We start from the raw sequence: 26,603 nt of genomic DNA, 5'->3' as shown, positions 1-26,603 counted from the left end.
TTTTGTATCCTATTATGTATCCGTGTCATTTTTGGAGTAGAAAAAAGCAGCCGATGCAATTGAACTGAAGTTCATTGCATCGGCTGCTTATTTTTTCATGTAACCCATCGTTACCGATTATTCGTTTGTTGTTGCTCCTGTATCTTCAGTGGAATCCGTAGCCGCATCTGCATCTGTACTTTCCTCTGCTGGCGTAAGTGTATTTGAAATTTCGGCATTGGAACGCAGGTCAGTCATCCAAGTGGAGCTAAGCTCACCAATTTGTTGATCCACCAATATTTTGCGAATTTCTTCTTTCTTGTCCTCCAGTGTTGGATTCGTCGCTTCTTTATGATCTGTCTTCATGATGATGTGGTAACCATAATCCGACTTCACCGGATCACTGATTTCATCAATCTCCATGGAAAAAGCTGCTTTCGAGAATGGCTCTACCATATCTGCTTCACCAAAGAACCCGAGATCGCCGCCATTTGCTGCGGAAGCCGTATCTGTGGATTTCTCCTTTGCCAGTGTTGCAAAGTCTGCTCCACCATCCAGCTCTTTCTTGATCGCATCTGCTTCTTCTTTAGTTTTAACGAGAATATGAGAAGCTTTCACTTGCTCTGGTGTAGCAAAGGACGCCTTGTTCTCCTCATAGTAAGTGCTGATCTGCTCATCGGTTACTTCGGTTTGCGGCTCTAGAATTTTACGCATTTTCACTTGAAGATCCATATTTTTCTTAAGAGCGTCAAGTGTCATTCCAGATTGAGCAAGTGCCGAGTTAAATGCTTCTTCACCGCCATATTGCGTCTTCAACGTTTCAAGCTCGGCATTCACGTCCTCTTCTGTTACCGTCACGTTAGCCTCAGACGCTGCCTGATCCACAAGCTCCATCGTAATCATATTCTCCAACGTGGATTGTCCGCCAAGTGTCACAAGTTCGTTATACAGCTCGTCCTTGGAAATGTCTGTCCCATTCACAGATGCAACAGCTTCCTTACCGCCTCCAAACGGAGGATATATAAGGACGATAATGAGCGCAGCTGCAAGAACTCCAGATATCACCATCCAGACTACACTATTCTTCCCTTTGGCTGCTGGCTGCTCTTCGTTCTCTGCCTGATCCTTTTGCATCTCTGGGGCTGTAGCTGCTTCCGGCTGTCCTTCCACCTCTGTTACCGGCTGTGCCTCAGACGATTCCAGCTGTGATTCGGATTCCCCAGCAGGCTCACTTCCTTGCTGTATTTCTTTCTCTTCTTGCAAAGAATTCTGTTTCTCTTCCTCGTTGTCGAAACGCGATGGTTTGTTGTTATCCATTAAACTAAAACTCCCTTCGTGTCTTTCCATATCATGACCTTTTATTAAATATAAAGGATTTCAAAAATAAAACATTAAAATAACATAAAAAATCTATAGATTCGACTCTGATACCATAATATGTACTATTTTCACGCCAAAATTTCCTTTAGTCTCAATCTGTTTTTCTCATTTAAAGCATAGTCAACTAATTGTTCGTTATAACCCTCCGTTTGAAATATACTAATAATTTTGTTGATTCTTTCCTCTATATTTCGGCTCATATTGGTTTCTAGCTGGATCTCCAATGGAATGACGGGCAGCATCATATCCTTATAAGGGAGTGAAACGATGTGTTCCCATACATGCGGTCCATTTTCCCAGAAGCCTGAGCCATGGATGTACTCAATATGTTCTGGTGGCTGAATGCATGCAGCTTCAAACACAATTCCATGCACGACAAGGCGGGCAAAGGTCCAATGGTTTTTCGAAAAATCGGTAAACGTCCTAGTAGGAGTAGAAGCCGATGAGTACCAGTCCTCCATTGATGTGTTTAATTCATCTAAGCTCTCATCCTTAGTAAGAAACTCTTCAAAAATCTTTCCAATGTTATGGACATCTTCTGGCTTGGATACAAGAATATCAATATCTCCAGGCGTAATTTTGCATCCTTGGATAAAAGAGCTGAGTGAACCCGCAAATACATATCGGACACCCTCCTCATTTAATGCTCTAGCGATCAATTCAATAACGTTCATAAGCTGTGCTGGCGCAGTCATCGAATATACACCTTCCCTTTCTTGAGTTAAGAATCATGAGCATTCTATATAGAACTTGGTACAAGCTTATACATTTTATGCAATAAACATATCAGAAGGTTCAGTAAATTTGTAGTTCCATATATCATGATAAGGAAATTTTGCACTGACGAAAAAGCAAATCTCTATAGTAATACTCAGTAGCGCCTGTACTCCATTAATGCTCTCTTGTTAGAAAAACCGATATATCCCTTCTTGAAAATACGCGTATTCTTCCTCCGTTATCCTTAACCTGCCATAGGACTCCAAAAAGATTTCCTTATCCCTCGCTTGATCAAATACTCCCTGCTTCGGACGAATCGCGAGTGCCATATCAAATCGTGGATCACCATAGCCTGCTCTGGGCCAATCGATAATGCCGCATACCTTATTGTTTTTAATTAATACATTATTCGTATGGAAGTCACCATGAATCAGCGTATTCTTTATCGGTAGTGGTCTGTTCCTATCTAGTCGCATGAGCAGTTCTTCTGTTCCATCTATATTATAATTAGCTAGATTGTATCTGGCTTTCATAAGCATCGAATCGATCCAGGGCGGATCATTCTTATGTAATGGTCCAGGACATGGACATTCATGAATTCTCCTTAGGCATGCACCATATTGAGACACCACTTCTTCTCGATCCCTGTGGTTAGGTTGATCGCTCAAGAAATGTCTCAAGCTTATTCCATCTATGTAATCCATGAGCAGCCATCTTGAATTGCCTTCCACATGGAAAGCATACGTGCTTGGAACAAGCAGACCCGTAGTCGAAAGATATTGCATCGCTGCATATTCATCTGATAACCATTCGTTAAATAAGTCATGCTCTGTCTTCTTAATCACGAACTGGTGATCACGCGTTTCGATCTTCACGACAAGTGAAGTATGACCCTGCTTTGGATATGAGATGCTGCGAATCTCACCGATTAGATCTACAAGCTGAGCAGGAATATCCTCTATATTCATGGGTTATCTCCTTTTGCTTATTTGACATGGCTTCGGACTTGTTCAGCTAATTATACAATATTATAATTTGATATGTATCTAATTTATTACCGAAATATAATACTGTAAAGCTCTTTGTAGAATTATAAGTCCTCTTTTCAATCTACAATGTAATGAAAAAGGAGCAGCTGCCCATCGGCTAGCTACTCCATGCTAAGTTGAATTTACGTTCCCATTAGCCATTCAATTTCTCTCACGTAATCGGAAGAATATATACAGCACTAAATTTTTACCCTCAAGCCTTCTTTTTGTTTCGCGAAAGACCCAGGATACAAAAGCTAATGATAATGAATAAAATATTGGCATACATTTCGAGGTTATCCTGCAAATTTGTATAAAGTAAAAATGAATCTGCTGCACCGTGAACAAGACCCGTAATAATTCCACGAACTCCTAAACCGAAAAAAACAACAGCAAGGATTAATTGAAATGTTTTCAAGAGATCAACTCCATAATTTTATACTTTTTTTACCTAGGAATGAGTCTGACGTGTTGTGGATTCAAATAATTGGATCAGCTCTTTAGAATATTCAGTGATATCAAAATCAGGGTTCGTTACGAGCTGCTGACTTGCGAGATCAATTGCACTTCTAATCGTCATAGCTAACACTCTAGTGCCTGTAGACGTAAAAGTCCGGAAACTTCCGTCCTCTTGGCCCCATTGTAGAATTTCAATAAGTGGCTCATATATCGCATTATCTCCTGGTTTATGAAAAAACAGCTTCCCTTCTTCATCTCTAACATTCATCACAATTTCAGCGACAGCAGCCACCTGTTCCTTATGCGCATGAATAAATTCTAGATTTGTTTCGATATAGCACTTCAGCATAGAAGACGGAGTGGATTCATTTTCGATTTTTGACAAAAACGAGGCTCCCTTCATGTATAAATCCACTACAATATTTTGCATTAGTTCATCCTTGCTGGAAAAATGATACGTAACGACCCCCTTACTAATCCCAGCCCGTTTAGCAATTTGTCCGATCGAAGCCTGTGCATACCCTAGATCCCATATCGTCTCAATAGCGATATCCATGATTTGCGCTCTTCGCGCTTTTTCAATAAACGTCTTTTCATTAGATTTAGTACTCATGATCAAATATTAGCACGATCGTACTAATTGATCAATAGCTATTTGCTTCAGCCCTGTTACAGCTGTTTTCAATTGGCAGGTACGTATTTTGAAAGAGTCGTAATCAATCCACTTGTCCAATTCAACATTTCGTCCGTAAACTGTTCAAACTGATCTTCGCTGAAGCTGCCGGATTTAAACTGTTCTGAAATCTGAAGGATACGACGATCCTGATCGACAAGCACGTCATACATCTCTGTTCTCTGCTTAATGTAACTCCCTGTTTCATAATAATGCTTTGCCTGTAGTGTAAAAACAGCTGCTTTGTAAAGCCCGGCAAGTGCCTGCATATCTGCGCTATGCAAATAATTGTGGCTGCACATATGATAGAGATTGCAGGCACCGTTTAAAACCGCATGCCGGATATCAGTATGCTCAATTGGAGGAATCATTTTATTCAAGTTGCCGTGATAAGAGATCGTATCGTGATAGAACTGAAACAAATCGTATTTTGCCCATCCAGCAATTTCATTTACACCGGATACGAAGCCGCAAATTTTCTCTCGATTAGACAAACTCTGGATAGCTGAATTGTACTGTTTCAAATCCTCCAGCTTTACCCTATCCAAAATCAGAACCACGTCTATATCGCTGTTCTCATTGGCTTCTCCTCGTCCATAGCTGCCTTGCAGACCAATAAATATTACTCTATCACGAAACACCCTCCTAACCGTATTCGAATATAACTCCATCCAGTTTTCAATATGAATCATCGTTATTATATCCCCTTTCAAGTTGTTTACTGTGTAAAACCATTCGCTGCGTCGGATAACCGAATTCGGTCAACAATTCAGCTTCTGCAAATCCTAGCTCTTTCAATGCTTTCCGATAACCGGTATCTGCTTTATCTCCTTCTCGGAATGTAGTTATGCTAATACTATTGATCTTTAACCATTCACTAATAACCACTTCCATAAATAATTTGGCAATCCCCTGCTTGCGGTATAAAGGATGAACTCCCAAGAAATCGATGCTTTCCCTCGCGTAAGAAATCATCATATTTCCAATAACAGTATCGCCCTCTGTCATGATAAAGGCTCGTCCTTCTGCAATGCACTTACGCAACACCTTCATATGCTCTTCCTCATAAAGGTAAGGGTAACCATCAATAACAAGGCGGACCAAGTTCATCCAAGCATCAACATCTTTCTCAGATGCAAATCTAATTTTCTTTCCGAATTCCGCTTCTTTTTTGCTTTCTTCCCGAAAATATTCATCATCGAATCTGAATCTTAACTGTAGCGCATAATATTGTTCGTCTTCTCTAAATTGAAGCGGCGTTTTCTTATACATCGCTTTAAAAATAGTAGTGAAAGCCTGCTGACTATCGTAGCCCGCTAGTATTGCAATATCCAGAATGGGTTTATTCGAAAAGGCAAGTAACTTTGCCGCTTCCGTTAATTGTCGTCGCTGCACATATTCATGGATAGTCATACCAACCCTCTTTGAAAATATCCGATGCAAATAGTATTTCGAATAATGCAAGGCGTTTGCAATTACATCCAAATTCAATTTTTCAGTCAAGTGATCTTCTATATAATTAATCGTAGTTATAATAAGATTCGATGTGTTCAAAGCCTCACTCTCCCTCCTAAAATAGTAGCAAGCATCCGTTCCGCAGTTTTAATTATTCTTGCGCTATGTTCACCAAAAAGAGCTGTTAAATCTAGTTAGCATCTATCAGGAGGTTTTAGTCTAGTATATTAATTAGTATTTCCCGTTAGAGTGACGTTATAACGTCATTTCACTTGCTCATTCCATAAGTAAATGCAATATTCTTTATTTGTACTAAGCGATTGTTTATTACGGATCTCAGAATAGATGATCTTTACTTCTCTTTGTATAAGAGAACCATATGTACAGCTGTATGCCTTTCCTACTACATTAAAAAAGGGAACAGCTGCCGCGGCAGTCTGCTCCCAGATCATCTTTTCTCTGTTACATGTATATATAAAAAGGGTAACCTGATACCACCCCAAAATTCAAAGTTAAAAATTTTACTGTTAGCCTTCCTCATCATCAATACATGCTCTTGATATATCAAGAATGCTGTTGCCATTTGTCTGACTTCCACAAGTTTCCCTCCACAGATGTTTTTAATTGGAGCTCATTTTGTGCCTGATGATGAGTTACAACTAACTGATTCTCAATAAATTTGATGCATGACTAATGTTTGGAACAATACTTTTCACCAGAATCAACTCAATTCCTCTATAAAAACGATCGTGCAAATCTGTAATGCATTCATATTTCACTTTATTGTGGATTTGAAGACCTTTCCCAAAAAGAATTGTCCATTCATTATCAGCAAAGTTTATAAATCCATTATGTATTTCGATGTGATCCTTGATCATATTTTCGCTTTCTAGTGATATACCTATCCAGTCGTTAACTTCATCTAACAATAAGTAGCACTCTTTATATGACTCTCCTCCATTATTAAGCATGTATCCTTCTTGCTCATAGAAATAGATATAAACGAGTAACAGTTCTTCCGCTTCTTGCATTCTAATTTTCAAGAGATATTCCTCCTAGTGATTACAACATTAGCAAAAAGAAAAGAGAAAAAATAAAGCTTAGGACTGCGATGAAAATATGAAGCCAAATCAATATCGTTTTTTTTAGAAGATTTCTTTGCTTTTTTTGAATAAAATAGGAGTATACGAACACAGCAATCACAAGGGGCAAATATTGATGAAGATCAGGTCCAGCTTGACTCGGTAATGCTTGGTTTATATATCCACGTGTAGTCTCATCATTTATCATAAAACCGTATATAACTCCGATGATCACTGGGATCAAAACTGATAATGATGACTGAACGAGACTCTTCTTAAAAAAAGAAGGAGCAGATTTTTGGTATATGTCATTGACCATGATATATTTGCCTCCTTATTCATAGTTAAAAGTTTCCTCTTATAGAAGTTCACTTGTTAACATGGATATGCTGACGTTCTTTCCACTCGAACTCATTCCCCAAATGAAATGTGGATAGATCGATCACGAGATCGAGTTCTTTTTTTGGAGCATCCGCAAACCTCTTCTGTCCGTGCGCCCAGCAGCAATACAGCTCTACGTCCTCACCAATTTCCATATTGGAGCTTAAATATTTGAAAAGCTCTACCACGCACTTTTTGTTTACATGATATAACATGGGGGAGCATGTTTAATTTCGTCATTGATCTCAAAGGAACCTTCTTCTGGATACACTTGATAAACAAATGGATGTCGGAAAGGATGCGATGATTCTTCTCTGGTTATGGGACCCGTTATATATAATCCTGCTGCATCCTCTTCTGTATCATAGATATCCATAAGTTTATCTCCTCTTGGGTATTTCTCCAGCAGTAATTGCATACCGCGTTGCTCCTTAGCGGCAGGGTTTCACATTCGTTATGTAATCATGAATCGTCATCACTGTTTTTTCTGTCCGAACGAGCCTATAGGAAGCTCATGGCTTGCTGCAACATAATAGAATAGGGTCACCGTGTCAATCTCATCTCCTATCTGAAACTTTAGTTTGAAATATCAAATTTATGCCTTAGGATTCTCCATCTGCAAATGACCAATGAGCAGGGTGTTTTAAATAACGAGGTAATTGGGTATGTTGATTACCTTTGGCTGAATTGACCTGTGCTTGAGCAAGAAAAATACATCCCGTAAGATCCGCTCCTGATAAGTCAGGGTGAAAAATATATCGATGATTGAACAACACTGGATCGCACCTATACATCCGAATTCTAGATAAATCCGTTACCGTAATGGTTTATATCTTGTCCAATCTGGTACAATAGCGACTAAGAGGTGAAACCATGCTAGATTCAATTGATAACCATATCTTGCAGCGCCTAGCCCAGAACAGCAGGATCTCTTACACCGATTTGGCCAAGGAGGTTGGACTGTCAGGGGTTGCGGTGAAGGAACGAATTGACAAGCTTGTTAACCAAGGCATCATTGAACAGTTCTCAATCGTCGTAAACGCTGAAAAATTGGGCAAGAAAATATCTGCCTATCTGGAGCTAGAAGTGGAGCCCGCCCATTTGAATACGATTGTCGAAGAACTGAAAGCGAATGAACAAGTTGCTGTATTATATGAAATGACAGGCGCCTGTTTGCTTCATGTTCATATTTTGGTCGAGGATATGGAGCAGATGGAGCGGTTTATGCATAAATCGATTTATGCGCTGACAGGGATTCTACGAGTAGAGAACCAAATACTGCTGAAGCGCCACAAAAATCAGGACGGCTTAAATATATAAGATATCGTCCAATGGACAAGAGAGAGAACCTAGAGACCTAGCAAGGTCCTGAGATTCTCTCTTTTCTGCTAGCAGGCTATGATTTAATGATTGGTCTTGGATAACTTAGACTTGTAGAACTCGGCAAAATATTCGCTAACCACCGCTGTATGGCTATCTGACAGCTCTACCTTCGCCGTTAATTTAAGCTTCTTGCCATTGTACGTTCCGGTTGGCTCCCCCACTCTCAAGGATAGCGTGTTGCCATGATATTGAATCGTGATCGTTTCTGTCCCTGGCTCCCAGCCTACCTTTGCGCCGAAGCTCTCGAAGCTGTTTCTTAGCCCCACTGTCTTTTGCTCCGCATCACCGAACTGTCCTTTGTTAATGACTGCGTGCACGCCCCAATTGCCGTCAACCACTTGAGTGATTCCAAAATCGGAGGAAATGGACATTAGGGAATAGGCTTCATCCTCCGTTAGATTCATGCCCTTCATTAAGAAGGATTTTGTCTTGAATGCGGCATCTTTCATCGCTTTATCAAGGGACGATTGGTTATAAATATCCTCCTGGGCATTTGCTCCAAGCTCTTCTAAATAGTTTGCATAGCTGAAGCCATGAACAACCCATTCGTTTTCATTTTCGAGAAGTGGGTAGTTAAGCTCGCTGAGCTTAGGACTAAGCTGATCTTTCTTATGAAGGATAAGCTGAATATCCCCTGTCACCGATGTCTCAATTGCCGTGCCGTTAAGCTCTGAATCGCCCTGACCCGCATGCGGATCGCCTACCGTTAACAGTGCGCCTTCAACGGAAACCGGATAATACATCGTTGCCCCTTCGGTTACACGCCAGTCATCAATGTTACCACCATAGTAGGAAGGCGGAACCGAGTCCACGATATCTGCTTCCTTCGGAGCAACAGCCATGGTACCAAAATGCAGCCTAACCGGAACCTGTACGCCTTCAAGTACATTGAAGTTCTTCTCGATGGTATCATGATCCACAACGATTCCTGGATACTTAATGATTGGATGCACTTTACCATCCGGATCCGTCTGAGGCGTCCACATATAGTTGTATAAAGCAGTAGCGTAATCCGTTACACCGTCCGAACTCATCTCATAAATCGTTACAACCTCTCGTTTCTTCGGCTCTTCTATCATCTCCCCATACAGATAACCCCAGTTCGCAGCCACATTAACACCATAGGTTTGACCTGCATATTTCTCATTCCCGTTAGGGCGCAGCTGCATATCTAGTATACGAACCTCCAGCACATCTCCGGGCTCTGCGCCCTTTACTTCAATAGGTCCAGTCATGATATGTACGCCAGGGCCTCGATCTGCCATGTGTTTATGTTCGCTGTCCCAGTGAAAAATGTCCTCCACTCCCGCATCGCCCTCGATCATCCGCTCATAATCATCACCGGAGTGATGAGTAATGGCTTCGACCGTGACGATATCTCCAGAGTTCACTGTAAGAACGGGGTCGCCTTTCCCGATATTCCCCCACCGAACGTTATCCGCATTTGCTGCTAAATAGTGTGTTTCCGATTTAGATGAAGCTTCTGAAATGTTAGAATACCCTACATAATTGACTGAACTCAGCACAAGAAAAGCTGAAACAGCCAGACAAACCTTACGTGAAGTACGTTCCCCCATGATAAACTCCCCTTAATATTCGATTTAGCGTTAGTTTTACTAACATGTTAGTGAGATTGAGTTTAGCATAAGGATTAAAGATTAACAATATAAACTTTACAGAAAAAAAACTTAATTTAATTAACCGATGTACAACGAAATCTTAAAAAAGTAAGAAGGCATGAGTATCTTTCGCCGTTTTAACCCTCTTCAAATTGATGACTTTACGATGCTTAATGCAAAAAAGCAGCTGCCTTTTCAGCAGCTGCTTCATGTTAATTTATATTCAATTTCATACTATTTACTAAGTAAGAGTTTCAAACCTTCGTGGCTCGCAACAAATCCGAGTCGTTCGTAGAATCTAAGAGCCCCTTTACGTTCTTTGTCCGTTGTCAGTTGAACCATGTCACAACCCATTGCTTCAGCCTCATGAATCGCATACCGAATGAAAGACTCTCCGAAGCCTTTCCCCCGATAATTACGGTCGATACGAACTCCCTCGATCTGACCACGTGTCATCCCTAGTCTTGCAATTCCAGGAATAATGATCAGCTGAAGACAACCGATCACTTGGTTGTCTTCCAGAGCAACGATAATGAAATTGCCTGTCTGCTGCTCCATTCTTGTAAATGCTTGGACGTAGGCTTCTGGCAATGGATCTTCAGCTCTTTCTCGAGTCGCTCCCAACTCATCATCTGCTAACAAACGAACGATGGCAGGAAGGTGCTCCACAGCTGCTCTTGTAAATTCCATAGAACCTCCTATTGGATAAAAATATGTTGTGTTCCGATCTATAATAACGTATTTCCGTTCATGACCTCTCTAAGTACCATTTCATCGCATTCTTGTATAGCACCTTATCTGCCTGCTCTTCATCCAGTGTATGATATATCAGTTCGATATCAGCATGATTATAGGGCCTCTTCGTTCTCGTTGATGGTAAATCTGTCCCGAACATAAGCGCATCGGGGTAGTCCCTGACTTTTTACTTTAACTAAAGCTAGTTTCACCTGTCGAAACCGAGTTTCGTTTATATAATTAATATAATTCATAACCATCACAATGAACAGCATCAATCATCTCTCCTGGATTTTTTACATTCCGATACGATGAATTTACACATCCCTGCAGTCGATTTTACAAAAGTACGATTTTCTCTATTTTTCGAGTCATAAAACATCCAAATCGTACGATTTTGATATAATGCGGAAATTGTTCTATAGCTGTCGGAGTCCCCAAAATGCTAAAGTTACGGCGTAACAGGCATCTGAAATGGAGACTTTCTCATCATTTGCTGGTGCATGTAGAACAATTTCAACGATCAAGAATAGGGGCGTGTAGTTGCAGGCTATGAAAAAACAATCAAAAAAATCACTCGCATTTCTTCTCATGTTATCTATGGCAAGCTCGTCGTTAGCAGGTCAAAGTTTCGCAGCGAGCCCGGAGGTTCAGCTCTCCGATATTAAAGGACACTGGGCAGAAGCCAAAATTCAAGCTTGGATCGATCAAGGATTGGTTCGAGGATATTTGGACCGCACCTTTAAACCGAACAAATCCATCACTAGAGCCGAGTTTATAAATTTAGTCAATGCTGCTTTTGGATATTCTGGACAAACCAAGATTAACTTCAAAGATGTTTCTGTGGATGCCTGGTACTATGACGCCGTGGCTGCAGCCAGCGCCGCTGGATATATAAGCGGGTACTCGAATCAAACGATGAAGCCGCAGAATTCCTTATCCCGTCAAGAAGCAGCAGTGATCATCGCGGGAATTCTGAATTTGGAGGATAACGAGGATGCCGCGGATGCCTTTAGCGATTCATCCACCATTGCAGCTTGGAGCAAAGGAGCTGTAGGTGCAGCGGCAGCGGCGGGAATGATATCCGGTTACGAAGATGGCAGCTTTAAACCTCTTCATTCGATCACGCGTGCCGAAGCCGTCGAAATACTGGTTAACGCTGTAGATACGAATACCCAAGTGGGTGCCAAACCATCTAAACCCGTTGGAACGACAAACCAGCTGAATGTTGCCCCTCCTGCGGATGAAGCCTCTTTATCTGCCGTGCGACATGGTGAAAATGCAGCCGACGACACACTCAAAAACACGGCTGCAACAAATCCTTTTATTCAGATTCTGGATGGTTTTGATGCAGTATGGTCCTTGAACCAACCGGCCTGGAGAAATGGAACAGCCTTAACTGTCCCTGGGGTCAACGGCAAGGTTGCGAATTATGGTGACGGGCCGACTATTTATTTTGACGGCTATAAAAATGATGCAGCCGCTGTCGTTGCAGATAAGAAAACATATGCAAATGCCGAAATAAGAAACAAGGCAACCTGGGTTGCCAATATTAAATATGTAGAAGAAGTCACGCAAAATCGTACCAAAGAAGAAGCGCTCGCAGCCTACTATGATGACCAAAGAGATAAGATCTATAGTATGATCGATGGTTTCGGACCGCTGGCTAACACTTATGTGGATATCATCAAGCCAACGACAAGCGTTGAACGAAGCATCGATGAAATGGATGTCGTCTTGACAGAAACCACGGTAGAAGACGAGAGCCAGGGAATCGGAAGCTGGGAAAATAACGAGCTTGAAGATATGATCGCTTTAGTAGACGCCGTTCGTTTCAAAATCCCTGCTTCATCTAATCCTTCTAAATACTTCTTCTCTTCACCAAGACCGTGGAGAATGAATTCAAACGGAGAGGTTAAAGAAATCGTCGATCAGAATGGTCTTCCTGTTTGGGAAACCCTCGGCGAAGGTGAACCAACAGATGAACCCTTACCTTCAGGAGGTACAAAATCAACCGGAGAAAGACATTTCCAAACGTATGAATCCGATGTTGAGGTTATCCCTGCATTGAGCTATGTCAGAAGAGAAGCAGAGGATGGACAAGGCAAAGATGGTGCTTTCCCAAGCGGACATACAAGCGCGTCGTACCTATCCGTTCTGCCTTTTGCCTACGCTACACCAGAACGATACGCTGAATTTTTGACCCGAGCGGCTCAAATGGGGGAGAATCGGATCGTAACCGGAATGCACTCACCGCTTGATGTAATCGGTGCAAGAATTCAAGCTACAGCCATGGCTGCCTATGCATTCAATAAAGAAGAGTATAAAGAATTATTAGAGAAGGGCTATGAAAATGCAGGAGAAGTATTTGGAGCGAAAGCAGCAGCAAAAGGCATGAGTCTGTATGACTATGCACATACGGTGACAGAGGACTATAACTTCAAGAGTGCATACGATGAGACAAAATGGACAGATCATGACGCCAACAAAGCCTTCTACAGAGAGAAGCTTACTTATGGCCTGCCTCAAACCGGAATCAAAGGCCTCGCTCCTGAAGTACCAGAAGGTGCAGAAGCTTTACTCGAAACGCGTCAGCCTTATTTAACCGATGAACAGCGCAGAGAAGTATTGTATACGACGTCCATTGACTCCGGTTATCCTGTACTGGACGAATCAAACGGCTGGGGCAGACTGGATCTCGTCACAGCTGCGGATGGGTACGGCGCGTTCCTGGAGAATGTAACCGTGAATATGGACGCTTCCAAAGGACGCTTTAACGCACAAGACTGGTGGAGAAATAATATCAGTGGCGCGGGCATGCTTACGAAGAAGGGATCGGGAACCCTTACTATGACGGGAAACAATACCTACACCGGCGGAACATTACTGCAAGCAGGAACACTCGAAGCTGAATCGGCAACTGCCTTTGGTAAAGGCGATCTGTACGTGGAGAATGGAACGGTCAAGGTTAACGCCGATGGATCATTGAAAGTGAACGGAAACCTCACGATGGACAACGGAACCTTAGAAATGGTGATGGATGATGACAGCAGTCAGATCCATGTCAACAAAATGCTGTATCTGGCTGGCGGAAGTCTGAATCTGGATCTATCTAGCTATAAGATTGAGGGTTCTAAAGATATTACATTAATTACTGCAGGTGGAGTTAAAGGTCAATTTGATCGTGTAACTGCGGATGGTTATGACGTGACTGTCACTTACACTGAGGATCGTGTCATTGCTCATGTTGCAGCAAAATAATAAATAGAAAGGTTAAGGGCTGAACTAGTTTCTAGTTTCAGCCCTTTTCGTATTCGCCTTTATTCGATGCTTACGGAAAACACCTTCCTTGATCGCTCCGATTCGTAAAATTGACCGTTGTGATCAGATATTTTGTCCACTCACGTAGAACTGGACGCGCATTAGATGCAGCTCCTCAAAGCAGTGTCGCAGCAGAAGAAATTTGCACTCCGTATTGACACCCGTCCTCCAATAGTCAGGCGATAGCCATGTCCATCCAATCTCAGCATTTCTATTCGCCATATCCAGATCCCCTGCTCGGGTGGTTCCGATGATCTTCCCTGACGCTTGATCCAATATGGTGAAGGGAATCTGGGATCCATTATTTTTATTTGCCAATGCATCAGTCAGTACCTGATCCAGTTCTTCCGTTGTATGGATCGTTCTCCAGGTGTATTCCCATACCTTTGGAGACAACAAGACGCTGATTAATTCTGCCTTGTGGCAATCTTCCATCGGAACAAGAGTTACTATTTTTCCTTCTAGAATGCAATTCATCTGATCTTGTTTAATAATTACTCTCCTCCGTCCATGTGGGCCAATTCAAATACTCGATTCCATTGTCTCGTTAAATAAGGTGACACGGCGCCAATGTTAGAAGTTTCGACTAACAAAGAAAAGGTATGTCCTCCCCAAGGGCCCTGTGGATCAAAGATTTGTCTACCGATTCGCACGCCTTCTGCTGTTAATGATGTACTCAAGCGTTTCATACCTTCGTTTAAAACTTCAAGAGGCAGCGGTTTATTTCTACGCTCGGACCATTCTGCCAAGAAGAACATACCCCGTAAAATATCATATTCAAAAAACCTCGGAAAGCAAGGCTTCAGCCACTCCACATCGATAATGTCCCCTTTTTGCTTAGAACACACAAGACGATGCTCGATTAAATACCGTGCACCTTCGTCTAAGAAAACAGCCTCCTGCACCGTAAATTCGCGGTTGGTATGTAATAATATAGCTTCCAGGGGAGGTAACGTAGAGACGATAGAACTTTTCCTAGAATGCGTATAAGCTTCAGGATCACAGTTCAGTCCGCCATCAGGTAATTGATGTTTTAACAGCCATTCCCGGATCCAAGGCAGTTCCTTGTCCAAATCACAGCCATAAGCGGTCAGAATCATATAAAAAACAGCGAGTTCACAGTGACAGCAATCCATCTTCAGCTTATCCCTTTCACTTGATGGACCGTCGTCCTCAGATATAATAAAAGTTGGCCAGACCTGAGTTTTGAGGAGATATTTAGCTCTTTCAATAGAGGATTGTGGGATTCTCCTCACCTCTCCCATTTCATAGAGAGCAGCCATATGCCACCAAGCCCCATCCCATTTTCGACGAGTGCATTCACCGTGATCCATCGTAAAATGGGGGGCATATTCAAGAAACTGTATAGATTTTTCGATTTCCAAACGCAGAGTTTGAGTCGTCTCCATTTGTTATCTCCTCTGTTATGTCTAAAACTGATTTGATTACTGTCATATTTTCCTAATTATATCACCAGATAGCTGTTACCTTCTAAACTAATCTACCCTAAATGAAAAAAAAGAGCAGCTGCCAACTGGCAACAGCTCCATACAATCTCAATCTTACGTATTACTAATGAAATATTTGATAATTTTAGGTCTGCTTCTTATTCCAACTTTTATTCATCTTGAATACTTGTACCAATTTATTTGCGATGGTTATAACGATTAAGATGGTAACGAGGATTAAGGTAATGGTTGCTCCCGGTGGAGTACCATACTCATAAGAAGTTACTAATCCGCTTAACATACCCGTTAATGTAATAGGAATCCCTATCAATATTGTGCTTGAAAAGCTTCTGCTCAATCGCATAGATATCGCTGCAGGTAATATTAAAATCGCAGATACTAAGAGTGCGCCTACGATTGGCATGATGATAGCAATGGTTATTCCCGTTAAAGCATTGAATAGGATAGACATCGTCTTTATGGGTAAGCCAGCAGTAAAAGCCGTTTCTTCATCAAAAACCATTACGTACATCGCCTTCCGAAACACTAGGTATAAGCACAAAATTATACCCGCCAATATATAAAGTATCCACACCTGCTCCATACTAATGGTTACGATTGATCCAAATAAAAATTTTTCGATATTTAGTGTGGAACCACCCTGACTCAAACTAATTAGAAACAAGGCTAAAGCCATCCCAGCTGACATTAAAATGGCGATAGACACTTCAGAATACGTTCGATATAGCATACGCATGTACTCCAGTAAAACAGCAATAACTACGACCATCAAGATATTGGTCCAGGTTGGGTTAACGCTGACTAATAGTCCTAATGCGACTCCAGCTAATGAAACGTGGGATAAAGTATCTGCCATAAGGGATTGCCTGCGTAATATGAGAAACAATCCTAGCATGGGTGCAATTAATGAGATGACAAGGGAGGCCTGGAAAGCTCTTTGCATGAATCCATAGAGAAACATCTCCAAGGTAAGCCCACCTTTCGTATAAGTTCAATATGTTTGTTACAGTATTTTCGAAGCTCATCATGATCGTGTGTGACCATCAAAATTCCCTTGCCATGTGCCTCACTGTAATGCTTTAACAATTTGTAAAATTCCTCGCGTGATTTTGTATCCATTCCTGTGGTAGGTTCATCCAATACAAACAGATCAGGGTCTGTAGCAAAAACACGTGCGATAGAGATCCTCTGTTTTTGTCCTCCGGACAGTTCTCCAATCTTTTTATAGCGCATATCCCACATTCCAACGGATTCAAGGGCACGCTTGACCTGTTCTTTGTCCTCTTTATTTAATTTCTTAAACCATTTGCCTCTCTGATAACGACCAGACTGAACTAATTCCAATACTGTACTGGGAAAACCGACATTAAACGAAGCAACTTGTTGAGGGACATATCCAACCACTAGCTTCTCTCCGAGACGATTATTGGGGGATAAGCTAACTTTACCGGTTGTAGGCTTAAGTAAACCTAATATATTCCGAATTAAAGTGGTTTTCGCCGCTCCATTCTCCCCTGTCAGCATGATAAAGTCCCCTGGATTTAATTCAAAGGATATATTCGTAAGAACAGGCTCCTGTTCATAATGAAATGCCAGTTCATCGACTTTAATATAGTACATGAGATTATATACCTCTCTATTTACTCTGTTCCTCTTAATTACTTATTTAATGCTGGCTTGCAACGCTTTGAGGTTGTGACGCATCGCTTCCAAGTACCCTAAATCATTCTCTATTAATTCCTCTGAAAGCACCTCTAAATCATATAAGACAGCTGTCTCTGTCCCTGTTTCTGCAGCAACCGTTTGAGCGATAGAGGAGCTGGCCCCTTGTTGATAATAAATAACGGGAACATTGTATTCTTGAACTAAATCAGCAATTTCTGCAATTCGAGAAGGGCTTGGTTCTACTTCAGTAGATAGTCCACCAATCGCAATTTGTTCTAAATCATAACGATCTGCAAGGTAGCCGAAAGCTTGATGCTGTACGACAAAGGCTCTATGTGCTGCATCTTTTAATGTAGTCTGGTATTCTTTATCCAGCGCCTTAAGCTCTTCTATAAATGCTTCCGCATTGTCCTCATAAACTGCTTCTCCATCGGGGTCTGCCTCGATTAAGGCATTGCGAATAGCCAGGACCTGATCTTGTGCCAATACCGGATCAAGCCAGATATGAGGGTCTTGATTCTCATGATCATCAATGATTACAGAGATTATTTGTGATTCTGCATGAACATTCTTGTCATGATCATACAGTACAGCCTTCGCTTCGAAGCTTTCTCCTGTTGTTTTATATTCAAAACGCTCCGTCTCTTGATCAGGTACTGCTTCCCATTCATGATCTGCGTTTTCTCTTATGAACCAATTCCAGCTTTTAAATTCTGTCTCTTCATTCATTTCGGCAGCAAGTGTAACCACATCGCCTGTGTGATAATGATCTGCTAAGCCCACAATCGATATTTCTTCTCGTGCTTGTGCACCGCTGTGTTCTTCATGTTCATGTCCTGCGTGGTCTTCATCTTCGTGAGCATGGGAATCATGATTATCAATCACAAGCTCTACCGGCTCGGATTCCGCATAAACATTATGATTATGATCATATATAACGGCTCTAACTTCAAAGCTATCTTCCGGGGCTTCTATGGTGAATGCTGCTGTCCCTTGTCCAGAGACAACTGCCCATTCTTCATCTGCACTTGCTCGTTGATACCAATGCCAGTGATCATAATCGACATCGCCTGTTAATTTCGCCGTTAGCTTAATCTCACCACCCGTATGATAGTGATCGGCCACACCTTCAACTTGAACACTTACTGTGTCCGATTTCTCAGGTCCATCGGCTGCTCGTACAATGATAAGGTTGTCATTTTCTACGGTATTCAATAAACTCTTTGTCCAATACTCCATCTCATCGCTACTATAGACAAATACATCCGCTTCGTTTACAGCCGCGACATCTTGTGCACTAGGTTCAAATTGATGGGCATCCTGTCCTTCAGAGACCATAAGCTGGACATCCGCCCGATCTCCAGCAATATATTTAGTGAATTCATACATAGGTAAAAAAGAAGCTATCACAGAAATCTTGGATCCATCGTTGTTAGTCGTATTTTCTGTGTTTTGTGACTCACATCCAAAAAGAACTAAGGTTACAGTTAAAAAAACGAAAAGGGTTTGAAGCATTTTTCGATTCATGTATTATAAATCTCCTTTGCTAGATATAGTTAAAACAAGTAAAACGAAAGCAGGAAGAAGAGAAGCGGTATGCTTCTCTTCTCCTCTGTGGATTTAATGCGCTAATTGGTCACGAACGATATCCTCTGCATCTAAATCAGAAGGGTAATAAGTTGGCCAATTGGTAACCTCTTCTAATAAAGCTTCACGATCATCTCCCCAATATAAATGGTAGTGATGTGAGTCCGTTGGGAATATGAGGTGATCACTGAATTGAATATATTGCGGCATATCTGCATTTTCATCTACGAGCTTATAAATAAATCGCACGCCTCGATTACCTGCTTCGTAAGTAAGAATCTCGTAACCATCGTATTCGTAGTCACCTGAAGATTCTTTTCCATCACGGAAGAACGTTACATTGCCATTCTCAATAATGATGCGTTCTACATCTGTTTCATACCCAGTTGTGTAGTATTCTTTATATTCTTCAGCAGTCATATCGCCCTCTTCTGCTTTGTGTTCAAACACTTCGTCTAAATCACCAGCTAAAAGGTAGGGGTATACAGACTGCCAATCACCTTCCCAGTCCGATAATTCACGATCTTTGACTTGTTCATCTTCAAAGATTCCTGCATTAATGTTTTTGCTCTCTTCATCATGACCATGGTGGTCGTCGATAACGATGGTAACCGGCTCGGACTCTGAGTACACTTCATGATTACCATCGTACAGTGTAGCTTTAATTTCTAAACCATCCGTCGTTGCCTCCCCTGTAAAGGTGTCCCCCTCTTGACCAGAAGCCGCTTCCCATTCCGTTTGATCGCTTTCTTTTATGTACCAATGCCAGTGATCATAATCGACATTCTCACTGAGTACAGCAGATAATTCGATGGTATCTCCGGTATGATAATGGTCACCTAAGCCTTCTATTGTAATTGTTCCTGACTCTTGTACATCGGTCTCTTGTACATCAGTTTCTTGTACTCCTGTCTCTTCTGTTTCTGCTGCGTTATGATTAGCAGTTTCCCCTTCTTTTGCATCTTGGCAAGCGGCTAACATTACGCTTAATGCCAATAAACTAATAAGTAAAGATAATTTCTTCAAGTGTGTCTTCCCCTCTCGTCGCGCTTAATCGTAATCGTAATTATTACGTTTTAAAGGTTACACGGCTCTATACTAATTGTCAAGCTTAAATAATTGTTTTTATTTAATATTTCTAAATTGAACAGCGGTGGGGAGTCCTGCATTGGGAGGAGCTGTAATAGGGAATTCACTTAGGCTAAAAGAAAAGGAGCAGCTGGCCAAAAGGCAAACTACTCCTTGCTATTTTGAATTAATTTAAGTCGTTTCTCTCAAGTATATACACTCAGGATATTCTCCTGACTGCAAACCATAGCTCTACAAAATTAAGACCATCATCCTTACTTCCTGTAATCTCAAATTCCATCCCGTCGATCTGTTCATATCCGGCCGTAGGCAGCCACTCAGAAAAGAACCGCCTATATAGCGTTTCAATCGTTTCATTAAATTTATCCCATGTAAAAGGATCGGATGAGAAGATCGCCCACATGTGTGCGGGTATCGTTATACTTGTGTACCCATCGGTTTTACTGGCTTCATCCTTAAATGCGCACAGCATGTAGGGGAAGGTATCCTCTTCCGTTTTTTTATAGCTACAAACAGCATGTACTTTATGATAGTCCTGATTGATAGAGGCAGGCAGGTCACCCGCATTCGCAGCAAGCCTTTCTACCTCGCCATTAGCATGGCTTTGTTTCCATAAGTCTGCTGGCGTATCCACTCCGTTTAATCGAAACACTTTTTCAATTCCGAATACTTGAAAGGATTCTTTTGTCTCCATACGGTAATTCATAGCCTCTTCCCCTTTGATTGAAATAAGGAAGGAGATCCGTGGATAGGCTTTGAGGGCAGTCCCTTCTTCCCGGGCCATTGCTGGATTTACGCCATGTAATAATTGAAAAGCCCTTGCGAATGAAACTGGAGATTCATAACCATACTTTATGGCGATATCAACAACTCTCATGTCACTATTCTGCAATTCAATAGCAGCGAGAGTAAGCCGTCTTCTCCTGATATATTCTGCCAAAGGCACATTTGTAATGAATGAAAACATTCTCTGGAACTGATGTGATGAACAACAAGCGCATTGAGCTACTTCCTTTAAGTCAATCTCGCCGGTTAGATTCAATTCGATATGATCTAATGCCCGGTTCATTCTCATAAGCCAATCCATCTGATCCCTCCCTCTTATCCAAAGTATAGTTATGCCATGGCTTCGTATCGCAACTATTTGTGCTCAATTAAGTTTCATATCCGGGGGGAGTGGGTGCTTTTCTTCATTCAGATAATATGAGGTCAAGCCAGGACTTAGCCTCATGGTACAGAACAGGATTGTTGTCCGGCGTGTAGTATGCAAGAGCTGATACCGCTTGGGATACGACCCATCCCTTTGCTCTTGCCCACGTAGCATCATCTGTCGGGAGATGTTCGCGGAATGCATCACGGGCTGCTGCGGAATGCAGCTTCCATGCAACCATGATGTCGCACGCTGGATCTCCAATACCCATTGTATCCCAATCGATCACACCCGTAATGCGTCCGTTTCGCACAAGCCAGTTACGCACATCGAGGTCGCCGTGATGCCAAACGGGTGGGCCGTTCCAGGGAGGCGCAGCAAGCGCAGATTCCCACACTGCGGACACGGCAGGATCGCCATCGAACCGTGCCAGCCAGTATTGAAACTCTTCATTCCGCTGAGCCAGAGGAATACCGCGTCCTGACGGTCCCCCCGATGGATTGATTTGTTGCAGTGCTCCAACGAAATCTGCAAGATCACGTGCTGCCTGAATTACGTCCATCTCTTCTATTGGCACCGTCTTCCCCTCAACCCATGTATGTATTTCCCAAAACCACGGATATTCGTTATTCGGTTGCCCTTGTGCAATAGGAAGAGGCGTCTCCAGCGGAAGTAAGGGTGCGAGCTTGGGCAGCCAGATCCATTCACGACTTTCTGGTATCGCAGGTCCCTCGCGCCGTGCAAGACGAACAGAATATTCGTCGCCGAGCCGAAAGATGGCGTTCACTGTGCCCGCCGGCTCGATCCGCTCCAGGGTTAGCTCTGCCCACTGGGGGAACTGCTCCAGAATGAGACGGCGTACAAGCGCTTCGTCAATTTCCATTTCGTCAGCATGCATCTTTCCTGCTCCCATGTTAACACCTCTTCGTTAGATTTATTAAGTCAGCACAATATGACTCTTCTTATCTAACAGCGTATCAATATAATAAGGAGCTGTGCTGGTAATATTCAATTATAGGTGAAAACACGCCTCCCCATCTACTTATAGCATCAAGTTAATCGGTGTGGGCGACGGCTCGGATCTCAATTAGTTGATGTGGAAACGCTAGACTCGATACACCGACGGAAGTAACAGCCGGTCTATGGTCTCCTATGTACGCTTTGTACAATTGGACGCACTGCTCAAAATGCTCTTCCGGTTGGGTCATATAAATTTCTAACTCAGCAAGATTAGACCTTGTGACACCAAACCCTGTAAGCACACGATCGAGGTTCTCGAACGTCTGCAGTGTCTGTACTTCGAAATTGTCTTCACCAACGAACTCGCCTTGCATGTTGTGGGAAAATTGCCCAGAAATATAGATTGTGCCATTCACACTATATCCTTGGGTAACACCAAAGGCTTCTTCCCAAGCAACACCATGATTGTAAGTTTTAATATTCTTCATTTTATTCTCTCCTTCAATTCAAAGTAAGGTTAGTATAAAATGAGCAATGATAAAAATGTAGTACGCACTTCTTTGATAGCTACTACCCGAAAGGATAGTGTAATGATGAGTATGGCTGAATATAAAGGCAAAGTTCGTAATATTCAAGATACCCCATTTGGTTATACGATGTCAGTGATCGGCGGCAAATGGAAGATGGTTATCATCTATCTGTTAGCAGAGAATCAACCTGTCAGGTTTAATGATCTTAAGAGACAAATAGGAGCAATTACTTATAAAATATTGAGTTCACAGCTCAAAGAATTGGAAGCAGATGGTCTTGTCGTGCGGAAGGAATATCCACAAGTCCCTCCTAAGGTAGAGTACAGTCTCACAGACAAAGCGGAGACGCTCTTACCTTTATTAGAAGAATTATGTGAGTGGGGAGTAAAAAATCGAGGCGTGTAAACTGGGTTTTTGGAACCGTTGGCAACTATAGTAAAGCAGCTGTATCACATTGACGCAGCTGCTAATTGTGCATAATGGAGTTTCGTATTCACTTATGAATAGCCTAAAGCAGTCTTTAAAGAGCTTACCATTATATTATAGAGCACCTGGGTTTCGTCATCAATTCATCCTTTATCAATACATTTCAATACTAGATCCCCGAATTTTCGAATGTCTTGGATATAATCATATCCTGGGGGATTGGGTCCGAGCTGATTTAACATTCTGACGACCACGACGTGATACTCAGGAATAACTAGAACCGCATTTCCAAAGAAACCGAATAATTGATAAGAGCCCCGAGGAAGGTCATACCCTAGCTCAGATACAGGCCGGTTCATATCTTTTACCCACCAAAAGAACCCATTTCGAGGTAAAGCTTCATCGAGCTGACTTGGAGTCACGATGGAAACGGCTTGTTCGAAGACTAAACGAGGCAGTATTTGTTCCCCCTTATACTTTCCCTTATTCAGAAACAAGTTTCCCCATTTAGCTATATCTCGTGTATTTACAAATAGATTCGCCTCACTGCCGTCATTGCTTGAGTATTCTTCATTAACCCATACCAATTTGTCATTTTTCTTATGTTTCCAGTCTGTGTTCATGAATCCATAAGAGGCAAACACTCGATCCCTTAACACTTGTGCAAGAGATTGGTTAAATACATTCTGTACCATCCTAATAAGCAAATTAACCCCCGCATTATTGTATTTCCAGTCTGTCCCTGGTGGGAATAGCCTTTCGTTTGGTCCTTGCAGGCCATGAGTATGTGTCAGGATATGCCGTATGGTTGTATTGTGTATAACCTTCACGTTTGTATCTTCTAAATAGTCTACGATGTAATCGTCAATACTTCTTATTTTCCCTTCATAGAGCGCAAGGCTGATTGCCAGACCAAGATAGGTTTTGCGAATGGATGCTACATTGAACTGTGAATCTTCATCTATTGATCGACTGTTAGGGGACTTATCATGGTAGCCAGAATAACATTCATTTACGATCCGATTATTTTGCATGACCAGGACTGATGATCCGGATGCAGAAATTTGATTCCTGATCTCCTCCACATGATCATTAAGCTCATCAAAAGTGTGAATTGATTGATTAAGATTCATGGTACCCTCCGTTAATGGAACTTCTAAATCAAATATTCGACAGTTCACTACATTAACCTGCCCGTTCATTAGGTTGATAACTGTTCGTTCTCTCCATTGTTTCAAGCAGGCATCTGAACTTTATATTGATTATTTTTCCAATAAAGGATATTTTATATTTAGCTTAGTGATAAGCAAGTTCCTGACACGAAGGGAGATGGTTTTAATGGCTGCGACTTATATGGTGGTTCTGTCTTAGAAACTGAATAGCAGGCATACGCAATTAGAAACGGAAAATGCCCGTATTATTTGGTATGCCATCCAAAGTAACCTTTCGTGAATATTGCTGTTTGCAGATACGATGGAGGTCGTATCTTTTTTGCGTCTAACAAACAATATTAAAGGAGCTAAAAATAAATATTAAAATTGATGCACTGATCCATGCCTTAAGCCAGCAGTTCAAGACCCATATTATCTCCACTGACTTTCAAACGATATCGCTACAAGGCGGCACTGTGGGTAATGTGTACCTCGTTACTGGAAACGCCGATAGCATGGATGGTGACCAATTGCCATACCATATCGTGCTTAAAATCCAGAAGAAATGGGACCGATACGGCGATCCGGGTTCTTGGCGCCGGGAATATGATCTCTATGCATCTGATCTGGGAGCGACGTTCTCGGATGCCTTACGCTGGCCGACATGTTATTACGCGGAGATGAATGCCGAAGAAGATGAATTCCAGTTATGGCTGGAATATATCGATGGCGTATCAGGTTTAGACTTGACTGGTGATATGTATGAGCACGCCGCGCTGGAGTTAGGCCGCTATCAAGGCAAGCTGTACGCAGAGCAGCCCGCTGTACTGCAGAGTCTGACCAACCTGAGCCCTGCGGATCTCATGAAGAATACGTATCTCCACTACCGATCATGGCCGGTAGTGTATGACTATATACGCTCGGAGGACTGTGCTTTCCCGCAGCATGCGCGGCAAATGCTTATCGATATCGATGAGCACTCAGATGAGATATTTGCCCGCATCGAGAAATTGCCCCTCGTGCTGTGCCACCGGGACTTCTGGGTCACCAACCTGATCTATTCCGAGGATAAAATCGCGCTCATCGACTGGGATACATCCGGATGGGGCTACCTGGGCGAGGATCTCGCAAGCCTGATTGCGGATGAAGCGGATATTCATCACATGATCGAATATTACCAGCGATGTGTCCCTGCGTATTACAAAGGATTTTCGGAATATGCGAATGTACCCCCTATCGCCGAGCATTGTGTACACGAGATGATCCTTCTCGCATTCGGGTACAGGCTCGTGGAGTGGTATCTCCACACTGAGGATGATGAAGAGAAGACCATGCATGTCGATACACTCCAAAAAATCTATGAAATGAAGAGCATTCCTGTATAGGATTAACTCTTAAAAAAAGAGCTCCGAAAACCCTTGATTGCAGTGGGTTTTCGGAGCTTTTACTTTTTAGATACTAAATTAAGGATTATCAATCTGGGAATTTCTACTTAAGAGATTTCAGGGTATACGGTCAAATTTGATCCTTACGACTTACTTCCACCATTCATCCTGCGGAGTAACCGGAAGCTCTCTTTTATGCTGTGAAGCCTTGTAACGCGCTTCGATCTTCGCCGCAGATGTCGAATCAACCTCATGTCCAGTAAGATAGCTGTCCAGTGTCTCATATGTGATTCCTAGCTCGGTCTCGTCTGCTTGCTGAGGCTTATTGTCCAATAGATCCGCTGTCGGAGTCTTCAAATACAGACGTTCCGAGGCACCAAGCTCCTTCAGCAGCTCCCGGCCCTGGCTCTTCGATAGTCCAGAGAGAGGAATGAGGTCTGCACCGCCGTCTCCAAACTTGGTGAAAAATCCCGTAATCGCTTCTGCAGCGTGATCTGTACCGATGACGAGGGCTCCGCGTTCGCCTGCAACCGCATATTGCACGATCATACGCATTCTGGCTTTGACGTTCCCTTTGTGATAATCCGCCAATGCTTGCCCTGCGGCTGAATTATACTCACTTGTGAAGGCATTTACCGAGTCTTCGATATTAAATACGACCGTATCGTCTGGTTGAATGAACTCAAGGGCTGCCATCGCATCCGCCTCATCGAGCTGAGTTCCGTAAGGCAGGCGAATCGCAGTAAAGCGAGCTTCATATCCTTCCTCACGCAGCGATTCCACGGCCAGCTGAGCCAGTCTCCCGGCTAATGTGGAATCCTGTCCGCCGCTGATGCCGAGCACGTATCCTTTGGCTCCTGTCTTTTTGCAATAATCCTTCAGGAAATTCACTCTTGCGCTGATCTCTTCACTTGCGACAATACTAGGCTTTACATTCAGTTCTTCTATGATTTGTTTTTGAGTATTCATTTCTTGGTTC

27 protein-coding genes and 2 pseudogenes are annotated in these 26,603 nt (G+C 42.4%); 4 read left to right on the top strand and 25 right to left on the bottom strand.

All coding sequences use genetic code 11. The features are described from left to right. Positions 1–117: 117 nt before the first annotated feature. The 11 genes and pseudogenes from ACFSVM_RS01475 to ACFSVM_RS01425 form a co-directional block, all read right to left on the bottom strand. Entirely contained in the window at positions 118–1,296 is a 1,179-nt protein-coding gene (locus ACFSVM_RS01475) for a peptidylprolyl isomerase (protein WP_090726731.1), read from the bottom strand. Positions 1,297–1,427: 131 nt separating this feature from the next. Further along, complete coding sequence (locus ACFSVM_RS01470) at positions 1,428–2,054, bottom strand: hypothetical protein (RefSeq protein WP_090726730.1); 627 nt, start codon at positions 2,052–2,054, stop codon at positions 1,428–1,430. Positions 2,055–2,264: 210 nt separating this feature from the next. After that, positions 2,265–3,044 (bottom strand): phosphotransferase family protein, encoded by a 780-nt coding sequence (locus ACFSVM_RS01465; RefSeq protein ID WP_090726728.1) that lies wholly within the window; start codon positions 3,042–3,044, stop codon positions 2,265–2,267. 274 nt (positions 3,045–3,318) lie between these two features. Next, positions 3,319–3,522, bottom strand: coding sequence for a hypothetical protein (locus tag ACFSVM_RS01460; protein WP_090726726.1), 204 nt, complete (start codon positions 3,520–3,522; stop codon positions 3,319–3,321). A 33-nt stretch (positions 3,523–3,555) separates the two neighbouring features. Continuing rightward, entirely contained in the window at positions 3,556–4,119 is a 564-nt protein-coding gene (locus tag ACFSVM_RS01455; protein WP_256209878.1) for a TetR/AcrR family transcriptional regulator, read from the bottom strand. Between the two features lie 125 nt (positions 4,120–4,244). Beyond that, complete coding sequence (locus ACFSVM_RS01450; protein ID WP_218145900.1) at positions 4,245–4,928, bottom strand: nucleotidyltransferase domain-containing protein; 684 nt, start codon at positions 4,926–4,928, stop codon at positions 4,245–4,247. Next, entirely contained in the window at positions 4,915–5,790 is an 876-nt protein-coding gene (locus ACFSVM_RS01445; RefSeq protein ID WP_379260013.1) for a GNAT family N-acetyltransferase, read from the bottom strand. Before ACFSVM_RS01445 ends, ACFSVM_RS01450 begins: the two co-directional genes overlap by 14 nt. A 560-nt stretch (positions 5,791–6,350) precedes the next feature. Beyond that, complete coding sequence (locus ACFSVM_RS01440) at positions 6,351–6,734, bottom strand: hypothetical protein (RefSeq protein ID WP_090726723.1); 384 nt, start codon at positions 6,732–6,734, stop codon at positions 6,351–6,353. Positions 6,735–6,753: 19 nt separating this feature from the next. Continuing rightward, the gene (locus tag ACFSVM_RS01435) at positions 6,754–7,092 is read right to left on the bottom strand and encodes a hypothetical protein (protein WP_090726721.1); all 339 of its coding nucleotides are present in this window, start codon (positions 7,090–7,092) and stop codon (positions 6,754–6,756) included. Positions 7,093–7,353: 261 nt separating this feature from the next. Then, on the bottom strand, positions 7,354–7,572 hold the full coding sequence (locus ACFSVM_RS01430; protein ID WP_090726718.1) for a hypothetical protein: 219 nt from the start codon (positions 7,570–7,572) through the stop codon (positions 7,354–7,356). A gap of 184 nt (positions 7,573–7,756) precedes the next feature. Further along, positions 7,757–7,897 (bottom strand): annotated as a pseudogene (locus tag ACFSVM_RS01425) (pentapeptide repeat-containing protein); the annotation flags it as partial. Positions 7,898–8,027: 130 nt separating this feature from the next. Between ACFSVM_RS01425 and ACFSVM_RS01420 the strand changes: the two are divergent. Further along, on the top strand, positions 8,028–8,474 hold the full coding sequence (locus ACFSVM_RS01420; protein WP_090726716.1) for an Lrp/AsnC family transcriptional regulator: 447 nt from the start codon (positions 8,028–8,030) through the stop codon (positions 8,472–8,474). A gap of 83 nt (positions 8,475–8,557) precedes the next feature. Here ACFSVM_RS01420 and ACFSVM_RS01415 read toward each other — a convergent pair whose 3' ends face one another. The 3 genes and pseudogenes from ACFSVM_RS01415 to ACFSVM_RS01405 all read right to left on the bottom strand — a co-directional run. Then, positions 8,558–10,114: an acetamidase/formamidase family protein gene (locus ACFSVM_RS01415; protein ID WP_090726715.1), complete on the bottom strand. Its 1,557-nt coding sequence runs from the start codon at positions 10,112–10,114 to the stop codon at positions 8,558–8,560. Positions 10,115–10,390: 276 nt separating this feature from the next. Beyond that, positions 10,391–10,846 (bottom strand): GNAT family N-acetyltransferase, encoded by a 456-nt coding sequence (locus ACFSVM_RS01410; protein WP_090726713.1) that lies wholly within the window; start codon positions 10,844–10,846, stop codon positions 10,391–10,393. A 58-nt stretch (positions 10,847–10,904) separates the two neighbouring features. Continuing rightward, positions 10,905–11,063, bottom strand: a pseudogene (locus ACFSVM_RS01405) (amidohydrolase family protein); the annotation flags it as partial. A 380-nt stretch (positions 11,064–11,443) separates the two neighbouring features. On the opposite strand from ACFSVM_RS01405, the gene ACFSVM_RS01400 reads away from it, so the two are divergent. Continuing rightward, positions 11,444–14,152: an S-layer homology domain-containing protein gene (locus ACFSVM_RS01400; protein WP_090726767.1), complete on the top strand. Its 2,709-nt coding sequence runs from the start codon at positions 11,444–11,446 to the stop codon at positions 14,150–14,152. 123 nt (positions 14,153–14,275) lie between these two features. Here the strand turns inward: ACFSVM_RS01400 and ACFSVM_RS01395 are convergent, their stop codons facing one another. From ACFSVM_RS01395 to ACFSVM_RS01355, 9 genes are all read right to left on the bottom strand, one after another. Then, entirely contained in the window at positions 14,276–14,689 is a 414-nt protein-coding gene (locus ACFSVM_RS01395; RefSeq protein WP_090726711.1) for a GNAT family N-acetyltransferase, read from the bottom strand. 17 nt (positions 14,690–14,706) lie between these two features. Next, complete coding sequence (locus ACFSVM_RS01390) at positions 14,707–15,621, bottom strand: prenyltransferase/squalene oxidase repeat-containing protein (protein WP_076312253.1); 915 nt, start codon at positions 15,619–15,621, stop codon at positions 14,707–14,709. Positions 15,622–15,805: 184 nt separating this feature from the next. After that, positions 15,806–16,648: a metal ABC transporter permease gene (locus tag ACFSVM_RS01385; RefSeq protein ID WP_218145899.1), complete on the bottom strand. Its 843-nt coding sequence runs from the start codon at positions 16,646–16,648 to the stop codon at positions 15,806–15,808. Then, complete coding sequence (locus ACFSVM_RS01380) at positions 16,585–17,301, bottom strand: metal ABC transporter ATP-binding protein (protein WP_076312254.1); 717 nt, start codon at positions 17,299–17,301, stop codon at positions 16,585–16,587. The genes ACFSVM_RS01385 and ACFSVM_RS01380 overlap by 64 nt, the downstream gene beginning before the upstream one ends. A 42-nt stretch (positions 17,302–17,343) precedes the next feature. Next, on the bottom strand, positions 17,344–18,873 hold the full coding sequence (locus ACFSVM_RS01375) for a metal ABC transporter solute-binding protein, Zn/Mn family (RefSeq protein ID WP_090726706.1): 1,530 nt from the start codon (positions 18,871–18,873) through the stop codon (positions 17,344–17,346). A gap of 93 nt (positions 18,874–18,966) precedes the next feature. Then, positions 18,967–19,959, bottom strand: coding sequence for a ZinT family metal-binding protein (locus ACFSVM_RS01370; RefSeq protein WP_256209877.1), 993 nt, complete (start codon positions 19,957–19,959; stop codon positions 18,967–18,969). 262 nt (positions 19,960–20,221) lie between these two features. Further along, positions 20,222–21,109 carry an AraC family transcriptional regulator gene (locus ACFSVM_RS01365; protein WP_090726705.1) on the bottom strand — a complete coding sequence of 296 codons (888 nt, stop codon included), beginning with the start codon at positions 21,107–21,109 and terminating at the stop codon, positions 20,222–20,224. A gap of 103 nt (positions 21,110–21,212) precedes the next feature. Beyond that, a complete protein-coding gene (locus ACFSVM_RS01360; protein WP_090726703.1) occupies positions 21,213–22,085 on the bottom strand; it encodes an aminoglycoside phosphotransferase family protein in 873 nt (290 codons plus the stop codon). A gap of 142 nt (positions 22,086–22,227) precedes the next feature. Further along, positions 22,228–22,620, bottom strand: a complete 393-nt coding sequence (locus ACFSVM_RS01355) for a RidA family protein (RefSeq protein WP_076312260.1) — start codon at positions 22,618–22,620, stop codon at positions 22,228–22,230. A 105-nt stretch (positions 22,621–22,725) separates the two neighbouring features. Here ACFSVM_RS01355 and ACFSVM_RS01350 point away from each other — a divergent pair, with 105 nt between their 5' ends. Continuing rightward, positions 22,726–23,067: a winged helix-turn-helix transcriptional regulator gene (locus tag ACFSVM_RS01350; RefSeq protein WP_047914374.1), complete on the top strand. Its 342-nt coding sequence runs from the start codon at positions 22,726–22,728 to the stop codon at positions 23,065–23,067. 164 nt (positions 23,068–23,231) lie between these two features. On the opposite strand, the gene ACFSVM_RS01345 is transcribed toward ACFSVM_RS01350, so the two are convergent. After that, complete coding sequence (locus ACFSVM_RS01345; protein WP_090726701.1) at positions 23,232–24,221, bottom strand: serine hydrolase domain-containing protein; 990 nt, start codon at positions 24,219–24,221, stop codon at positions 23,232–23,234. A 392-nt stretch (positions 24,222–24,613) separates the two neighbouring features. Between ACFSVM_RS01345 and ACFSVM_RS01340 the strand changes: the two genes are divergently transcribed. Beyond that, on the top strand, positions 24,614–25,624 hold the full coding sequence (locus tag ACFSVM_RS01340; protein ID WP_379262833.1) for a phosphotransferase: 1,011 nt from the start codon (positions 24,614–24,616) through the stop codon (positions 25,622–25,624). Between the two features lie 150 nt (positions 25,625–25,774). Here the strand turns inward: ACFSVM_RS01340 and nadE are convergent, their stop codons facing one another. Next, on the bottom strand, positions 25,775–26,593 hold the full coding sequence (nadE, locus tag ACFSVM_RS01335) for an ammonia-dependent NAD(+) synthetase (RefSeq protein ID WP_076312263.1): 819 nt from the start codon (positions 26,591–26,593) through the stop codon (positions 25,775–25,777). Positions 26,594–26,603 lie beyond the last annotated feature (10 nt).

The sequence above is a fragment of the Paenibacillus shunpengii genome, assembly GCF_042684905.1.
GTDB classification, from domain to species: Bacteria; Bacillota; Bacilli; order Paenibacillales; family Paenibacillaceae; genus Paenibacillus; species Paenibacillus shunpengii.
Note: the sequence above shows the minus strand (reverse complement) of the source record. Positions and strands in the feature narration are given on the sequence as shown.

Bases quoted from the DNA above. Each gene is read 5' to 3' on its own strand.
- ACFSVM_RS01380 (WP_076312254.1), bottom strand. From the start codon at position 17,301: ATGTACTATATTAAAGTCGATGAACTGGCATTTCATTATGAACAGGAG.
- ACFSVM_RS01360 (WP_090726703.1), bottom strand. From the start codon at position 22,085: ATGGGAGCAGGAAAGATGCATGCTGACGAAATGGAAATTGACGAAGCG.
- ACFSVM_RS01415 (WP_090726715.1), bottom strand. From the start codon at position 10,114: ATGGGGGAACGTACTTCACGTAAGGTTTGTCTGGCTGTTTCAGCTTTT.
- ACFSVM_RS01455 (WP_256209878.1), bottom strand. From the start codon at position 4,119: ATGGATATCGCTATTGAGACGATATGGGATCTAGGGTATGCACAGGCT.
- ACFSVM_RS01420 (WP_090726716.1), top strand. From the start codon at position 8,028: ATGCTAGATTCAATTGATAACCATATCTTGCAGCGCCTAGCCCAGAAC.
- ACFSVM_RS01435 (WP_090726721.1), bottom strand. From the start codon at position 7,092: ATGGTCAATGACATATACCAAAAATCTGCTCCTTCTTTTTTTAAGAAG.
- ACFSVM_RS01450 (WP_218145900.1), bottom strand. From the start codon at position 4,928: ATGATTCATATTGAAAACTGGATGGAGTTATATTCGAATACGGTTAGG.
- nadE (WP_076312263.1), bottom strand. From the start codon at position 26,593: ATGAATACTCAAAAACAAATCATAGAAGAACTGAATGTAAAGCCTAGT.
- ACFSVM_RS01355 (WP_076312260.1), bottom strand. From the start codon at position 22,620: ATGAAGAATATTAAAACTTACAATCATGGTGTTGCTTGGGAAGAAGCC.
- ACFSVM_RS01350 (WP_047914374.1), top strand. From the start codon at position 22,726: ATGAGTATGGCTGAATATAAAGGCAAAGTTCGTAATATTCAAGATACC.
- ACFSVM_RS01375 (WP_090726706.1), bottom strand. From the start codon at position 18,873: ATGAATCGAAAAATGCTTCAAACCCTTTTCGTTTTTTTAACTGTAACC.
- ACFSVM_RS01390 (WP_076312253.1), bottom strand. From the start codon at position 15,621: ATGGAGACGACTCAAACTCTGCGTTTGGAAATCGAAAAATCTATACAG.
- ACFSVM_RS01475 (WP_090726731.1), bottom strand. From the start codon at position 1,296: ATGGATAACAACAAACCATCGCGTTTCGACAACGAGGAAGAGAAACAG.
- ACFSVM_RS01365 (WP_090726705.1), bottom strand. From the start codon at position 21,109: ATGGATTGGCTTATGAGAATGAACCGGGCATTAGATCATATCGAATTG.
- ACFSVM_RS01470 (WP_090726730.1), bottom strand. From the start codon at position 2,054: ATGACTGCGCCAGCACAGCTTATGAACGTTATTGAATTGATCGCTAGA.
- ACFSVM_RS01395 (WP_090726711.1), bottom strand. From the start codon at position 14,689: ATGAATTGCATTCTAGAAGGAAAAATAGTAACTCTTGTTCCGATGGAA.
- ACFSVM_RS01345 (WP_090726701.1), bottom strand. From the start codon at position 24,221: ATGAATCTTAATCAATCAATTCACACTTTTGATGAGCTTAATGATCAT.
- ACFSVM_RS01430 (WP_090726718.1), bottom strand. From the start codon at position 7,572: ATGCAATTACTGCTGGAGAAATACCCAAGAGGAGATAAACTTATGGAT.
- ACFSVM_RS01465 (WP_090726728.1), bottom strand. From the start codon at position 3,044: ATGAATATAGAGGATATTCCTGCTCAGCTTGTAGATCTAATCGGTGAG.
- ACFSVM_RS01410 (WP_090726713.1), bottom strand. From the start codon at position 10,846: ATGGAATTTACAAGAGCAGCTGTGGAGCACCTTCCTGCCATCGTTCGT.
- ACFSVM_RS01400 (WP_090726767.1), top strand. From the start codon at position 11,444: ATGAAAAAACAATCAAAAAAATCACTCGCATTTCTTCTCATGTTATCT.